Annotated in this window: 11 protein-coding genes; 7 read left to right on the top strand and 4 right to left on the bottom strand. The window is 72.2% G+C overall.

Translation table 11 applies throughout. The annotated features are described in order from the left end of the window. Nucleotides 1-108 precede the first annotated feature (108 nt). The gene (locus PUR26_RS31580) at nucleotides 109-1527 is read left to right on the top strand and encodes a sugar porter family MFS transporter (RefSeq protein WP_329877781.1); all 1419 of its coding nucleotides are present in this window, start codon (nucleotides 109-111) and stop codon (nucleotides 1525-1527) included. 428 nt (nucleotides 1528-1955) lie between these two features. Here the strand turns inward: PUR26_RS31580 and PUR26_RS31575 are convergent, their stop codons facing one another. The 3 genes from PUR26_RS31575 to PUR26_RS31565 all read right to left on the bottom strand — a co-directional run bounded on the left by PUR26_RS31575 (nucleotide 1956) and on the right by PUR26_RS31565 (nucleotide 5426). After that, nucleotides 1956-3131 carry an RNA polymerase sigma factor gene (locus PUR26_RS31575; protein ID WP_329878561.1) on the bottom strand — a complete coding sequence of 392 codons (1176 nt, stop codon included), beginning with the start codon at nucleotides 3129-3131 and terminating at the stop codon, nucleotides 1956-1958. A gap of 8 nt (nucleotides 3132-3139) precedes the next feature. After that, complete coding sequence (locus PUR26_RS31570; protein WP_329877779.1) at nucleotides 3140-3547, bottom strand: YciI family protein; 408 nt, start codon at nucleotides 3545-3547, stop codon at nucleotides 3140-3142. Nucleotides 3548-3965: 418 nt separating this feature from the next. Then, a complete protein-coding gene (locus PUR26_RS31565; protein ID WP_329877777.1) occupies nucleotides 3966-5426 on the bottom strand; it encodes a cytosine permease in 1461 nt (486 codons plus the stop codon). Between the two features lie 138 nt (nucleotides 5427-5564). On the opposite strand from PUR26_RS31565, the gene ftsY reads away from it, so the two are divergent. Then, complete coding sequence (gene ftsY, locus PUR26_RS31560) at nucleotides 5565-6797, top strand: signal recognition particle-docking protein FtsY (protein ID WP_329877776.1); 1233 nt, start codon at nucleotides 5565-5567, stop codon at nucleotides 6795-6797. An 87-nt stretch (nucleotides 6798-6884) separates the two neighbouring features. Here the strand turns inward: ftsY and PUR26_RS31555 are convergent, their stop codons facing one another. Beyond that, nucleotides 6885-7577, bottom strand: coding sequence for a bifunctional DNA primase/polymerase (locus PUR26_RS31555; protein WP_329877774.1), 693 nt, complete (start codon nucleotides 7575-7577; stop codon nucleotides 6885-6887). Between the two features lie 435 nt (nucleotides 7578-8012). Here PUR26_RS31555 and nsdA point away from each other — a divergent pair, with 435 nt between their 5' ends. The 5 genes from nsdA (at nucleotide 8013) to ffh (ending at nucleotide 15627) form a co-directional block, all read left to right on the top strand. Then, nucleotides 8013-9488: a transcriptional repressor NsdA gene (nsdA, locus tag PUR26_RS31550; protein WP_329877772.1), complete on the top strand. Its 1476-nt coding sequence runs from the start codon at nucleotides 8013-8015 to the stop codon at nucleotides 9486-9488. Between the two features lie 310 nt (nucleotides 9489-9798). Continuing rightward, nucleotides 9799-11160, top strand: a complete 1362-nt coding sequence (locus PUR26_RS31545) for an ammonium transporter (protein ID WP_329877770.1) — start codon at nucleotides 9799-9801, stop codon at nucleotides 11158-11160. After that, the gene (locus PUR26_RS31540) at nucleotides 11157-11495 is read left to right on the top strand and encodes a P-II family nitrogen regulator (RefSeq protein WP_329877768.1); all 339 of its coding nucleotides are present in this window, start codon (nucleotides 11157-11159) and stop codon (nucleotides 11493-11495) included. The genes PUR26_RS31545 and PUR26_RS31540 overlap by 4 nt, the downstream gene beginning before the upstream one ends. A gap of 31 nt (nucleotides 11496-11526) precedes the next feature. Next, entirely contained in the window at nucleotides 11527-13965 is a 2439-nt protein-coding gene (locus PUR26_RS31535; protein ID WP_329877766.1) for a [protein-PII] uridylyltransferase, read from the top strand. Between the two features lie 111 nt (nucleotides 13966-14076). Beyond that, nucleotides 14077-15627 (top strand): signal recognition particle protein, encoded by a 1551-nt coding sequence (gene ffh / locus PUR26_RS31530; protein WP_329877764.1) that lies wholly within the window; start codon nucleotides 14077-14079, stop codon nucleotides 15625-15627. Nucleotides 15628-15677 lie beyond the last annotated feature (50 nt).

Genomic DNA, 15677 nt, shown 5'->3' with positions numbered 1-15677 from the left:
TCTCTGCAACGTTGCTTTTACCTTCAAGTGGTGGGCGGCGCCGAGTTGTGCGCCACTTGAAGGGCTCGCCCCCCATGCCCGGCGATGTTGCCGGGCCCAGGAGTTCACGTGACCAGCTCTGCGCAGCCACCGGCGTCGGGGGCCCGAGAGGCCCACCCCGACCACCTCGGCCATGTCATCTTCATCACGGCCGCCGCCGCGATGGGCGGCTTCCTGTTCGGCTACGACAGTTCCGTCATCAACGGGGCCGTCGAAGCCATCCGCGACCGCTACGACATCGGATCCGGAACCCTCGCCCAGGTCATCGCCATCGCGCTGATCGGCTGCGCCATCGGCGCCGCGACGGCCGGCCGCATCGCCGACCGCATCGGCCGCATCCGCTGCATGCAGATCGCGGCGGTCCTCTTCACGGTCAGCGCCATCGGTTCGGCCCTGCCGTTCGCCCTCTGGGACCTCGCCTTCTGGCGCATCGTGGGCGGCTTCGCGATCGGTATGGCCTCGGTGATCGGCCCGGCGTACATCGCCGAGGTCGCCCCCGCCGCGTACCGAGGCCGGCTCGGCTCCTTCCAGCAGGCGGCGATCGTCATCGGAATCGCCATCTCCCAGCTGGTCAACTGGGCCATCCTGAACCTGGCCGACGGCGACCAGCGCGGTGTGATCGGCGGGCTCGAGGCCTGGCAGTGGATGCTCGGCGTCATGGTCATCCCGGCCGTCCTCTACGGCCTGCTCTCCTTCGCCATCCCCGAGTCGCCGCGCTTCCTGATCTCCGTCGGGCGCAAGGACCGGGCCAGGGAGGTCCTCGCCGAGGTCGAGGGCCACGGCGTCGACCTGGACGCCCGTGTCGTGGAGATCGAGACCGCGATGCGCCGCGAGCACAAGTCGACCTTCCGGGACCTGCTCGGCAGCCGTTTCGGCTTCCTCCCCATCGTCTGGGTCGGCATCGGCCTGTCGGTCTTCCAGCAGCTCGTCGGCATCAACGTCGCCTTCTACTACTCGTCGACCCTGTGGCAGTCGGTGGGCATCGACCCGGCCGGCTCGTTCTTCTACTCGTTCACCACGTCGATCATCAACATCATCGGCACCGTGATCGCGATGGTTCTGGTCGACCGCGTCGGCCGCAGGCCCCTGGCGCTGGTCGGCTCCGCCGGTATGGCGATCGCCCTCGCCTGCGAGGCCTGGGCCTTCTCCGCCGACCTGGTCGACGGCAAGCTGCCGGAGACCCAGGGCGTCGTCGCCCTGATCGCCGCCCATGTCTTCGTGCTCTTCTTCGCCCTGTCCTGGGGCGTGGTGGTGTGGGTCTTCCTCGGCGAGATGTTCCCCAACAGGATCCGTGCCGCGGCACTCGGCGTCGCCGCCTCCGCCCAGTGGATCGCCAACTGGGCCATCACCGCGAGCTTCCCGTCCCTGGCGGAGTGGAACCTCTCCGGCACCTACATCATCTACACGTTCTTCGCCGTGCTCTCCATCCCCTTCGTGCTCAAGTTCGTGAAGGAGACCAAGGGCAAGGCGTTGGAGGAGATGGGCTAATCCCCGCTGCCCCTCTCCTCGACCACGGAACTGCCCCGGCTCGCTGCGAGCCGGGGCAGTGCGTGTTCTCGTGCGGCCCGGCCGGTCCGGTCCGGGCCGCTTCCCCGGCTGCCGGCTGCCGGCTGCCGGCTCCCCGCCGGAGCCGCCCCGGCCGCACGGCGCCGTCCGCGCCCGGCGCCGGGCGACGCCTGCACCCCCGCGGCGTACCCCCCTGCGGCCGACCGCCGACCGCCGATCCCACGTCACGGCCGCGAGCCGCCCCGGGGACAGCGTCCGGCGCGACGGTCTCCTCCGCCGGCCCTGGAACCGACCGCTCCGGCCCTGGAACCGACCGCTCCGGCCCTGGAACCGACCGCTCCGGCCCCGGAAGCTACGGCTCCGGCCCTGGAGGCGTGCCCGGCCCCGGAGGGGCATCCGGGCGCGATCCGTCAGCCGCGCAGGCGGGCGTTGAGCCGAGCGGCCTGGCGTGTCAGGTGGTCGCGCTCGGCGAGATTGGGTGCCTTGTGGGCCGCCTCGGCGTAGAGCCGTGCCGCCGTCGCCAGGTCGCCGTCGTGCTCCTGCAGGTACGCCGCCACCGCGGTGCGGCGGGGGATGGGGTACCCCCTGCTCGAAGCGCCCCGGGAGGAGGCGTCCAGGGCCGCGAGTGCCGCCAGGCCGGCCCGCGCTCCGTCGGCCTCACCGACGGCCACCGCACGGTTGAGCCGGACGACCGGGCTGTCGGTCAGGCGCGTCAGCTCGTCGTACCACTCGACGATCTGCGCCCAGTCGGTCTCCTCGGCGGTGGGCGCGTCGGCGTGGAGGGCGGCGATCGCGGCCTGGGCCTGGAACTCGCCCAGCCGGTCGCGGGCGAGGGCCGCCTGCAGGATCGCGACGCCCTCGGCGATCGAGCCGGTGTCCCACCGGCCGCGGTCCTGCTCGGCGAGCGGCACCAGGCTCCCGTCGGGAGCGGTCCGGGCGGCGCGCCGGGCGTGGTGGAGCAGCATGAGGGCGAGCAGCCCCGCCACCTCCGGGTGGTCGATCCGGGCCGAGAGCTGCCGGGTGAGCCGGATGGCCTCGGCGGCGAGGTCGACGTCGCCGGAGTAGCCCTCGTTGAAGACCAGGTACAGGACGCGCAGCACGGTGGCGACGTCGCCGGACCGGTCGAACCGCACGCCGGAGACCGTGCGCTTGGCCCGGCTGATGCGCTGCGCCATGGTCGCCTCGGGCACCAGGTACGCCTGGGCGATCTGGCGGGTGGTCAGCCCGCCGACGGCGCGCAGCGTGAGCGCGACAGCGGAGGACGGCGTCAGCGACGGGTGGGCGCACAGGAAGTAGAGCCGGAGCGTGTCGTCCACGGCGGGCGCGGGCCCGGGCGCCGGCTCCTCGTCGACGAGGTCCTCCCGCCGGCGGCGTGAGGCATCCGCCCGCATCGCGTCGAGGAACCGGCGCCAGGCCACGGTGACCAGCCAGCCCTTCGGGTCTCGTGGCAGGTCGGCGGGCCAGACGCGGACCGCCTCGACGAGCGCGTCCTGCACGGCGTCCTCGGCCGCCGCGAAGTCGGCTCCGCGGCGGACGAGGACGGCCAGCACGCTCGGCGTGAGGCCCCGGAGCAGGGCGTCGTCCATCGGTGACGTCACTCCGTGATGGTGGGCGGCGCGGCCAGGAACGGACGCACCTCCAGCCATTCGTGGATCGGCCTGCCGCCCGCCCCGGGGGCGGCCGACAGTTCCCCGGCCAGCTCGACGGCGCGCTCGTAGCTGTCGACGTCGATGATCATCCAGCCGGCGATGAGGTCCTTGGTCTCCGCGAACGGTCCGTCGGTGACCGGCGGGCGCCCCTCACCGTCGTAGCGCACCCACGCCCCCTCGGGGGCGAGCGCCTGACCGTCGACGAACTCGCCGGTCTTCTCCAGCCGGGCCGCGAAGTCGTTCATGTACTGGACGTGTGCCGAGATCTCCTCCGGGCTCCACCGGTCCATCGGCACGTCGTTCACCGCGGCCGGGGCGCCGCGGTAGTGCTTCAGCAGCAGGTACTTGGCCATCGTGGCTCTCCTCGTTGCTCGTGCGACCCATTGTGGTCGCGCTTCACCCCGGGGACGGAGCCGGACGCGGGTTCTCGACATCGCCGTCCGTTTTTTCGGGGACTCGTCGATGAGCCTGGACGGGTGAGCCCTCTCGCGGTGTCCGCGTCCCGTCGTGCCGCGAGGATTGCGGGCGATGGCCCCGGCGGACCCGCCCGGCGGCCGGACTCCCGCTCCCGGACAGACCCGCCCGGCGGCCGGACTCCCGCTCCCGGAGGTTGCGGGCGACGGCCCGGCGGACCCGCCCGGGGGAACCGCTGATCCTCCAGGCCGTCGAGGCGCGGGGCGGCAGCAGCGGCCGGTCACGGTCCGACGCACATGACTGGTCCCCCCTCCGCCGGCCGCTGCGCGGGGCGAAGGGGGGACGGGACGCGATGTGTCAGACGGAGACGGTGGTGGCGGCCGGCTCCTCGCGTCCGGCCGCGGCCCGCCCGGTCCCGGTACGCGGCAGCACGGCGTACAGCGCGGCCGCGACGACGACGGTGACCGCCCAGCCCAGGCCGTTGGCCCCGATCCAGCTCTCCGCGAACGGGCCGGCGAACCAGTCGACCCTGGTGAAGAGCAGACCGATCAGGAGTGCGGCGCCCCACGCGGACATGGCCTGCCAGGCGAAGCCGCCCCGGTACCAGTAGGCGCTGGTGCGTGAGGTGTCCATCAACGCCTCCCCGTCGTACGACGTCCGGCGCAGCATGTCTACGCCGAAGACGCCGATCCACGCGGAGAACGCCACCGCCAGCAGCGTCAGGAAGGAGATGAACGAACCGATGAAGCTGGTGGCGACCACCATCAGCAGGAACCCGAAGATCAGGGAGATCACGGCGTTCACGCTCACCGCCCAGGCGCGCGGGACCCTGATGCCGAGCGTCTGCGCGGTGAACCCGGCCGAGTACATCGACATCGAGTTGATCAACAGCATGCCGATCAGTGCGATGAGCAGGTACGGAACCGAGAGCCAGGCGGGCAGCAGCTCACCGATGAACGACACCGGGTCCTGGGCCGACGCCAGGTCGGGGGTCGCCACCGCCATGACCGCGCCCATCAGCACCATCGGGACCACCACGATCGCGGCGCCGCCGACCGTGGACCCGACCATCGCCCGGCCGGACGCCGTGCGCGGCAGATAGCGGGTGAAGTCCGGGCCCGAGGGAACCCAGCTGATGCCGCCCGCGGCCAGCGTGCCGATGCCCGCGATCATCATCGCCGTCGAGCCGGCCGGCCTGGCGAAGACCTCGCTCCAGTCGGTGCCGGCGACGAGGTAGATCAGTACGAGCACGGAGAACGCGCCGAAGAGATACGTCGACCACTTGCTGCACACTCGCAGGGCGTTGATGCCGAGTCCCGAGACCAGGAAGGTGCAGGCGACGAAGAGGAGGAGCGTGATGACGATGAGCGGGGTGTTGCTCTTGATGCCGAAGAGCAGGTCGAGCACGGTGAGCACCGCGTAGGCGCCCGTGACCGCGTTGATCGTCTCCCAGCCCCAGCGTGCCACCCAGATGAGCGTGCCGGGGAAGAGGTTCCCCCGCTGGCCGAAGACGGCCCGCGACAGGGCCATGCCCGGCGACCCGCCGCGCTTGCCCGCGATCGAGATCAGCCCGACCAGACCGTACGAGACGACCGGGGCGGCCACCGCCGCGATCAGTACCTGCCAGAGGTTCAGGCCGTTGAAGACGATCAGGCCGGCGCCCATCGTGAGCAACAGCACACTGATGTTCGCGGCGACCCAGGTGGGGAAGAGCTCCCTGACGTGACCGGTCCGCTCGGCGTCGGGGACGGGCTCGAGACCGCGCGTCTCTATGGTGCCTTCGGACATCGCGCCTTCGGACTCGGAGGCGTGGGGCATGGATCAGCTCCGTGCAGAGGTGGGGGGACTCCCACCATCGTACGTTCCCCCCAAAAGGTCCAATTAGGGCCCTAGGTCCTCCAGTGGCGCATCCGGCGCCCCTCCGGTCGGCCGGACGTGGCCGATACTGGACGCGTTATGGAAATCCTCATCCTTGCTGTAGTCATCGCCCTGGTCGCGGTCGGCGCGATCAGCGGCCTCGTGGTCAGCAGCCGCAGGAAGAAGCAGCTGCCGCCGCCCGAGGCCCCCAGGAGCACGCCGACCATCACCGCTCCGCCAGCCGAGCCGCACGTCGGCGAGGAGGCGGAGACACCGCGGGAAGAACCGCGCCGCACCATCGAGGAGGTCGACCTCCCGACCGCCGCGGAGGCGGTCGAGACCCCGGCAGCCGTGGAGGACCCGGTCGTCGCGGAGCCCCCGGCGCCCGTGATCGAGGTCCCCGAGCCGACGGCCGGACGGCTCGTCCGGCTGCGCGCCCGGCTCGCCCGTTCGCAGAACTCGCTCGGCAAGGGGCTGCTCACCCTGCTGTCCCGCGAGCACCTCGACGAGGACACCTGGGAGGAGATCGAGGACACCCTCCTCACCGCCGACGTCGGCGTCGCCCCGACCCAGGAACTCGTCGAGCGGCTGCGTGAGCGCGTCAAGGTGCTCGGTACGCGCACGCCCGTGGAGCTGCGCACCCTGCTGCGCGAGGAGCTGCTCGCGCTCCTCGGTACGGACTTCGACCGCACGGTCAAGACCGAGAGCGGTCTCGACACGCCCGGCGTCGTCATGGTCGTCGGCGTCAACGGCACCGGAAAGACCACGACGACCGGCAAGCTGGCGCGGGTCCTGGTGGCGGACGGCCGCTCGGTCGTCCTCGGCGCGGCGGACACCTTCCGCGCGGCCGCCGCGGACCAGCTCCAGACCTGGGGCGAGCGGGTCGGCGCCCGCACGGTACGCGGCCCCGAGGGCGGCGACCCCGCCTCCATCGCGTTCGACGCGGTGAAGGAAGGCATCGCCGAGGGCGCCGATGTGGTGCTCATCGACACCGCGGGCCGGCTGCACACCAAGACGGGGCTCATGGACGAGCTCGGCAAGGTCAAGCGCGTCGTGGAGAAGCACGGCCCGCTGGACGAGGTGCTGCTGGTCCTGGACGCCACGACCGGCCAGAACGGGCTGGTACAGGCGCGGGTCTTCGCCGAGGTCGTCGACATCACCGGCATCGTGCTGACCAAGCTGGACGGCACGGCCAAGGGCGGCATCGTGATCGCGGTCCAGCGCGAGCTCGGTGTCCCGGTCAAGCTGGTCGGACTGGGCGAGGGCCCGGACGACCTGGCTCCCTTCGAGCCGGAGGCCTTCGTCGACGCCCTGATCGGCGACGCGTCCTGAGGACGTAGAGAGCGCCTGCCGCCCCCTCGGGGCGCCGCCCGCCCCTCCGGGCGGCGGCGCCCCGGACCACGGCGCCGGCGCGCCGGCTCAGCACTGGTCCGAAGGGAACGCCCTGGTGGCCGGGCGATGGCAGCTGTAGGCCAGCGTGCCCAGCAGCAGGCGGGCCTGGGGCGGGGCGCCCGTGTCGAGGGACGGCGGGCGCAGCCAGCGCGCGGGGCCCAGCCCGCCGTGGTCCGAGGGCGGAGCCGTGATGTGGGCGCCGGGGCCCAGACAGCGCAGGTCCAGATCCGCGTCGTCCCAGCCCATCCGGTAGAGCAGCTGCGGCAGCCCGGCCGCCGCTCCCGGAGCCACGAAGAACTGGGCCCGTCCCGTCGGTGTGACGCAGACCGGGCCGAGCGGCAGGCCCATCCGCTCCAGCCGGAGCAGCGCCCGGCGGCCCGCCGCCTCGGCCACCTCCAGCACGTCGAAGGCGCGCCCGACGGGCAGCAGCAGTGCCGCTCCCGGGAAGCGCGACCACGTGGCGGCGGCCCTCTCGAGGGTCGCGCCCGCCGGCACCTCGGATGCGAAGTCCAGGGGGTGCGCCCCCGGGGCCGGACAGCCGGGGTCGCCGCAGGAGCAGCGGCCGGCCGAGGCGCGGGCGCCCGGGACCACGTCCCAGCCCCACAGGCCGGTGTACTCCGCCACCGCCGTGCACTCCGCCGTGCGGCTGCCGCGACGCCGCGCACCGGACAGGCCGGACCGCATCTCGCGGATACGGGTGCTGCCGATAGTGAAGCCCATGCCCCCTCCAACGGGTGGAACGCGCCGGTGGTTACGAATCGGAGTCCCATGGTGACGCTCCGTCGCTGCTCCTTGTTCCCGAACGGGGGGCGCGCGGTGGTGCGTCAGGTGGTGCGGACCCTCGTTCACGCGGTGGCGCGCAACGATCCGCCGACTCGCTTTCGTCGTACGTCAAGTGAATCGCGCCTGGTGGCCGGGCAGTTCATTCGAAGGGGTGGCGAATGGTGGCGTTTACGGAATCGGCCTCGCGGTGGGGGTGATCGTAGGATTACTTTCGGTGCGCGAACTCTCCGGGTAGTGACCACGATCGTGGGTATTCCCGAGGCGAGCCGGTTCACTGTTCGAAGGGTGCAACCCCGGGACGGACGGCCACAACCAGCGGCATTCTGATAAGGGTTCGCGCGATATGGCGATTCGGTGGATGGGGGCGTTCCGGTGGACGGCAGCGGCGCAGGCGGTACGAGTGCCGGCAAGCGCCCGAACGGGCAACTGGGCTCCTGGTTCGTGCGCAGTGGCTGGTCGAAGGGCGAGCTCGCCCGTCAAGTGAACCGCCGGGCGCGCCAGATGGGGGCTCACCACATCAGCACCGACACCTCCCGGGTGCGGCGCTGGCTCGACGGCGAGCAGCCGCGCGAGCCCATTCCGCGCATCCTCTCCGAACTGTTCTCCGAGCGGTTCGGCAGCGTCGTCGCCATCGAGGACCTCGGCCTGCGCACGGCCCACCAGTCACCCTCGGTGTCCGGTGTCGACCTCCCCTGGGCGGGGCCCCAAACGGTCGCGCTGCTGAGCGAGTTCTCCCGCAGCGATCTGATGCTGGCCCGGCGCGGCTTCCTCGGCACCTCGCTGGCCCTGGCCGCCGGACCGGCACTCATCGAGCCGATGCAGCGCTGGCTGGTGCCCACCCCCGTCGGCGAGCCGCCGCGCCCCGAGACGGCCGCCGCGTCCCGGCGCCCCTCCCGGCTGTCCAGGCCGGAGCTCGACCTGCTGGAGTGCACCACCGCCATGTTCCGCCAGTGGGACGCCCAGTGCGGCGGCGGTCTGCGTCGCAAGGCGGTCGTCGGCCAGCTCCACGAGGTGACCGACCTCCTGCAGGAGCCCCAGCCCCCCGCCACCGCGCTGCGCCTGTTCAAGTGCGCGGCCGAACTGGCCGAGCTGGCCGGCTGGATGAGCTACGACGTCGGCCTCCAGCCCACCGCCCAGAAGTACTTCGTGCTGGCCCTGCACGCCGCCAAGGAGGCCGGCGACAAGCCCCTCGGCTCGTACATCCTGTCCTCCATGAGCCGTCAGATGATCCACCTCGGACGGCCGGACGACGCCCTGGAGCTCATCCACCTCGCCCAGTACGGCAGCCGCGACTGCGCCACCTCCCGCACGCAGGCCATGCTGTATGCGATGGAGGCCCGCGCGTACGCCAACATGGGACAGCCCAGCAAGTGCAAGCGGGCCGTCCGGATGGCCGAGGACACCTTCGCCGACATCGGGCTGGAGGGCGAGCCGGAGCCCGACTGGATCCGGTTCTTCTCCGAGGCCGAGCTCAACGGGGAGAACGCCCACTCCTACCGCGACCTGGCCTATGTGGCCGGTCGCAGTCCGTCCTACGCCTCGCTGGCCGAGCCGGTGATGCAGCGTGCCGTGGACCTCTTCGAGCAGGACGAGGAGCACCAGCGTTCGTACGCACTCAATCTGGTCGGCATGGCCACCGTGCACCTGCTCAAGCGCGAGCCCGAGCAGTCCGCCGCCTTCGCGGAACGGGCCCTCGCCGTCGCCGGGCGGGTCCGCTCCGAGCGGGTCAACACCCGTCTGCGCAAGACCGTCGACACGGCGGCGCGCGACTTCGGTGACCTGCCGGAGGTCGCCCGGCTCACCGACATCCTGACCGCGCGGCTGCCGGAGACCGCCGAGGCGGTCTGAACCGGACCGCGCCCGCCCCGGCCGCGCCCGTCGCCCCGTACCGCCCGGCCCGGCTGCCCGTGCCGGGGCCGCCGGGTGATCGTCGCGGTCGGGTCCGCACGTACCCGGGGCACTCCTCCCGTTACATTCCCGTGACCCTTGAGTTCATAACGGCGTAACACACCCACCCTCTTCGTCACTGCGGTGAAACATCGTGCGGCATCGACCGAAACCGCGCTGCGCCAACCTCTGGCGCATAACCGGCCACCCCTCAAAGCCACGCAGCACCGGCTCCGCCCCGCACAGGCCGTACGACGACGAGGAGACGCCGATGCCTCCAGGCATCACGACGCTTGCCGCAGACACGCCCACGCTGTCTGCCGCCAACACCGGGTTCATGCTCATCTGCACCGCCATGGTGATGCTGATGACTCCCGCCCTCGCCTTCTTCTACGGAGGCATGGTCCGTGTGAAATCCACCCTGAACATGCTGATGATGAGTTTCATCAGCCTGGGGATCGTGACGATCCTGTGGGTGCTCTACGGCTTCAGCATCGCCTTCGGCACCGACTCGGGCTCCCTCATCGGCTGGTCCCCGGAGTACGTCGGCCTCAGCGGCATCGGCATCACCGAGCTGTGGGACGGCTACACCATCCCCGTGTACGTCTTCGCCGCGTTCCAGCTGATGTTCGCCATCCTCACGCCCGCTCTGATCAGCGGCGCGCTCGCGGACCGCGTGAAGTTCACCGCCTGGGCGCTCTTCATCGCCCTGTGGGTCACCGTGGTCTACTTCCCGGTCGCCCACTGGGTCTGGGGCGCGGGCGGCTGGCTCTTCGAGATGGGCGTCATCGACTTCGCGGGCGGCACCGCCGTCCACATCAACGCCGGCGCGGCGGCCCTCGGCGTCATCCTCGTCATCGGCAAGCGCGTCGGGTTCAAGAAGGACCCCATGCGGCCGCACAGCCTGCCGCTGGTCATGCTGGGCGCCGGCCTGCTGTGGTTCGGCTGGTTCGGGTTCAATGCCGGATCGTGGCTCGGCAACGACGACGGCGTCGGCGCGGTGATGTTCCTGAACACCCAGGTCGCCACCGGTGCCGCGATGATCGCCTGGCTGGCCTACGAGAAGATCCGCCACGGCTCGTTCACCACCCTCGGCGCCGCCTCCGGCGCGGTCGCGGGTCTGGTCGCCATCACCCCGGCCGGCGGCTCCTGCTCGCCGCTCGGCGCCATCGCCATCGGCGCGATCGCCGGCCTGCTGTGCGCCATGGCCGTCGGCCTGAAGTACAGGTTCGGCTACGACGACTCCCTCGACGTGATCGGCGTCCACCTCGTCGGCGGCATCGCCGGCTCGCTGCTCGTCGGCTTCTTCGCCACCGGCGGCGTCCAGTCCGAGGCCAAGGGCCTCTTCTACGGCGGCGGCCTGGACCAGCTCGGCAAGCAGGCCATCGGCGTCGTCGCCGTCCTGGCCTACTCTCTGGTCGTCTCCGCGCTCCTCGCCTTCGTCATCGACAAGGTGATGGGCATGCGGGTCAGCGAGGACGACGAGGTCTCCGGCATCGACCAGGTCGAGCACGCCGAGACGGCGTACGACTTCAGCGGTGCCGGCGGCGGCACCGGCTCGCGCAAGGCCGCGCCGACGGGGCCGGCCGACACGGTTGCAGCAGTGGCGAGGAACAAGAAGGTGGACGCATGAAGCTCATCACCGCGGTCGTCAAGCCGCACCGGCTGGACGAGATCAAGGAGGCCCTCCAGGCCTTCGGGATCCAGGGTCTGACCGTCACCGAGGCCAGCGGTTACGGGCGCCAGCGCGGCCACACCGAGGTCTACCGGGGAGCGGAGTACACCGTCGACCTGGTACCCAAGATCCGTATCGAGGTACTGGTCGAGGACGACGACGCCGACGAGCTGATCGATGTCGTGGTCAAGGCCGCCCGTACCGGCAAGATCGGTGACGGCAAGGTGTGGAGCGTGCCCGTCGAGACGGCGGTACGGGTCCGTACCGGCGAACGCGGACCCGACGCCCTCTGAGGCGAGCGGACACGGAAAGGCGGGCTGCTGGGTGACGAGCGTCGACGGCACACAAGCGGAAGACTCCGGACCCAGCGGCTACGCGGCGGCCCGGCTGCGCCTCCTCCAGGAGGAGGCGCGGTCCGGGCCGCCGCGCCGTGCGGCGCTGGCCCGGCTGACCGACGACTGGCTGGCCGGCCTGTTCACCGCCGCCGCCCCCGCCCGGGGCGTGGCGCTGGTCGCCGTCGGCGGGTACGGACGCGGGGAACTGTCCCCCCGCAGTGACCTCGACCTGCTCCTGCTCCACGACGGCAACGCGGACGCGGGCACCGTCGCCGCCCTGGCCGACCGGGTCTGGTACCCGGTCTGGGACCTGGGTCTCGCCCTCGACCACTCCGTGCGCACCCCGGCGGAGGCCCGCAGGGCGGCGGGCGAGGACCTGAAGGTCCAGCTCGGCCTGCTCGACGCCCGCCATGTGGCGGGCGACCTCGCCATGGTCTCCGGCCTGCGCACGGCCGTCCTGGCCGACTGGCGCAACCAGGCGCCCAAGCGCCTTCCCGAGCTGGACGAACTCTGCCGCGAACGGGCCGAACGGCAGGGGGAGCTGCAGTTCCTGCTGGAGCCCGACCTCAAGGAGGCCCGCGGCGGGCTGCGGGACGCCACCGCGCTGCGCGCCGTCGCCGCCTCCTGGCTCGCCGACGCCCCGCGCCAGGGACTCGACGAGGCCCGCCGCAGGCTGCTGGACGCCCGCGACGCGCTCCACCTCGTCACCGGGCGGGCCACCGACCGGCTCGCCCTCCAGGAACAGGACCAGGTCGCGACCGCCCTCGGCCTGCTGGACGGCGACGCGCTGCTGCGCGAGGTGTACGAAGCGGCGCGCACCATCTCGTACGCCGGTGACGTCACCTGGCGTGAGGTGAACCGGGTCCTTCGGGCCCGCTCCGTACGGCCCCGGCTGCGGGCCATGCTCGGTGGCGGCAAGCCGCAGGCGGAACGCTCACCGCTCGCCGAGGGCGTCGTCGAGATGGACGGCGAGGTGGTGCTCGCCCGCACCGCCCGGCCCGAGCGCGACCCCGTACTGCCCCTGCGCGCCGCCGCGGCGGCCGCCCAGTCCGGGCTGCCCCTCTCGCCGCACGCGGTGCGCCGGCTGGCCGCCACCGCCAAACCGCTTCCGGTGCCCTGGCCGGCGGAGGCCCGCGAGGAACTGGTCACCCTGCTCGGCGCGGGCGAGCCGACCGTGGCGGTCTGGGAGGCGCTGGAGGCGGAGGGCCTGGTCACCCGGCTGATCCCGGACTGGGAGCGGGTGCGCTGCCGGCCCCAGCGCAACCCCGTCCACACCTGGACCGTCGACCGGCACCTCGTCGAGGCGGCGGTGCGCGCCGCGTCGCTCACCCGCCGGGTGGGGCGGCCCGACCTGCTGCTGGTCGCCGCGCTCCTGCACGACATCGGCAAGGGGTGGCCGGGGGACCACTCCGTCGCGGGCGAGACCATCGCACGGGACGTGGCCGCCCGGATCGGCTTCGACCGCGCCGACACCGCCGTCCTCGCCACCCTCGTGCGCCACCATCTGCTGCTGGTCGAGACGGCGACCCGGCGCGACCTGGACGACCCGGCCACGGTGCGCTCCGTGGCCTCCGCGGTCGGTTCGCCGGCCACCCTGGAGCTGCTCCACGCGCTGACCGAGGCCGACGCGCTGGCGACCGGGCCCGCCGCCTGGTCCTCCTGGCGTGGCTCGCTCGTCGCCGATCTGGTCAAACGGGTGGCGGGCGTGCTGGCGGGCGAGGTTCCGGAGGCACCCGGGGCGGCCGAGCCCAGCGCGGAGCAGGAACGGCTCGCCATCGAGGCGCTGCGCACCGGAGAACCCGTGCTGTCCCTGCGCGCCCAGGCCGGGGCCGCCCGGGAGGACGGCGAACCGGAGCCGGTCGGCGTCGAGCTGCTGATCGCACTGCCCGACCAGTCCGGTGTGCTCCCGGCGGTCGCCGGGGTCCTCGCGCTGCACCGGCTCACCGTCCGCGCGGCCGACCTGAGGGCGATCGACCTGCCGACGGAGCTGGGCACCGCACCGGTGCTCGTCCTGAACTGGCGGGTGGCGGCGGAGTACGGATCGCTGCCGCAGGCGGCCCGGCTCCGGGCCGACCTGGTCCGGGCGCTGGAGGGCTCGCTGGACATCAGGACCCGGCTCGCCGAGCGGGAGGCCGCCTATCCCAGGCGCCGCGGTGTCACGGCGCCGCCGCCCCGGGTGACGGTCGCCGAGGCCGGCTCGGCCCGCGCGACGGTCATCGAGGTCAGGGCCCAGGACGCGCCCGGCCTGCTGCACCGCATCGGCCGCGCGCTGGAGACGGCGGCGGTACGGGTACGCAGCGCGCACGTCTCGACGCTGGGGGCCAACGCCGTGGACGCCTTCTACGTCACGGACCCGAAGGGCGCCCCGTTGCCCCGCGAGGAGGCGTCCGCTGTCGCCCGCGCGCTGGAGGCGACGCTGCGGGGGTAGGAGCACTCCGTCCCCGGCTGTTCCGCCCGCGTCGGATGCGCACTCGCGCGGGCGGATACCCTTGGGGGAAACCGTCCGCCCGCCCCCGAGACCCGAGGATCCGCGACCACCGTGTTCGATACCCTCTCCGACCGCCTTGCAGCGACATTCAAGAATCTCCGGGGCAAGGGCCGCCTTTCCGAGGCGGACATCGACGCCACGGCCCGCGAAATCCGTATCGCGCTCCTTGAGGCAGATGTCGCGCTGCCCGTCGTCCGGGCCTTCATCAAGCAGGTCAAGGAGCGGGCCGCCGGGTCCGAGGTCTCCCAGGCGCTGAACCCGGCCCAGCAGGTCATCAAGATCGTCAACGAGGAGCTCATCGGCATCCTCGGCGGCGAGACCCGCCGGCTGCGCTTCGCCAAGAACCCGCCGACCGTGATCATGCTCGCGGGTCTCCAGGGCGCCGGCAAGACGACCCTCGCCGGAAAGCTCGGTGTCTGGCTGAAGGGGCAGGGCCACTCGCCCCTGCTCGTCGCCTGTGACCTCCAGCGGCCCAACGCCGTCAACCAGCTGTCCGTCGTCGCGGAGCGCGCCGGCGTCGGCGTGTACGCGCCGGAGCCCGGCAACGGCGTCGGCGACCCGGTGCAGGTAGCCAAGGACTCCATCGAGTACGCCAGGACCAAGCAGTTCGACGTGGTCATCGTCGACACCGCCGGCCGTCTCGGCATCGACCAGGAGCTGATGCAGCAGGCCGCGGACATCCGCGACGCCGTCAGCCCCGACGAGGTCCTCTTCGTCGTCGACGCCATGATCGGCCAGGACGCGGTCAACACCGCCGAGGCGTTCCGCGACGGTGTCGGCTTCGACGGCGTCGTGCTGTCGAAGCTGGACGGCGACGCCCGTGGCGGCGCCGCCCTGTCGATCGCGCACGTCACCGGCCGCCAGATCATGTTCGCCTCCAACGGCGAGAAGCTGGACGACTTCGACGCGTTCCACCCGGACCGCATGGCGTCCCGCATCCTCGGCATGGGCGATGTGCTCTCGCTCATCGAGAAGGCCGAGCAGACCTTCAGCCAGGAAGAGGCCGCCAAGATGGCCTCGAAGCTGGCGAGCAGCAAGGGCAAGGACTTCACGCTCGACGACTTCCTCGCCCAGATGGAGCAGGTCCGCAAGATGGGCTCCATCTCCAAGCTCCTCGGCATGCTGCCGGGCATGGCCCAGATGAAGGAGCAGATCAACAACATCGACGAGCGTGACGTGGACCGTACGGCCGCGATCATCAAGTCGATGACCCCCGCCGAGCGCCAGGAACCGACGATCATCAACGGTTCCCGCCGTGCCCGTATCGCCAAGGGCTCCGGTGTCGACGTCAGCGCGGTCAAGGGCCTGGTGGAGCGGTTCTTCGAGGCGCGCAAGATGATGTCGCGCATGGCTCAGGGCGGCGGAATGCCGGGCATGCCCGGGATCCCCGGCATGGGCGGCGGCGCCGGCCGGCAGAAGAAGCAGGTCAAGCAGGCCAAGGGCAAGCGCAAGAGCGGCAACCCGATGAAGCGCAAGGCCGAGGAGCAGGCCGCGGCCGCGCGCCGCGAGCAGGCGCAGCAGGGCGGTGCCTTCGGGCTCCCGGCCGGCCAGCCGGGCAAGGACTTCGAGCTGCCGGACGAGTTCAAGAAGTTCATGGGCTGAGGCCGACGGCCGGTCCGCGCGCGCGTGACAGGGGCGCCCACCGCGACCGG

Origin of the sequence: Streptomyces sp. SP18CS02 (assembly GCF_036322365.1) — a bacterium.
Lineage (GTDB): Bacteria > Actinomycetota > Actinomycetes > Streptomycetales > Streptomycetaceae > Streptomyces.
This window is presented reverse-complemented; position numbering and strand designations above follow the sequence as displayed.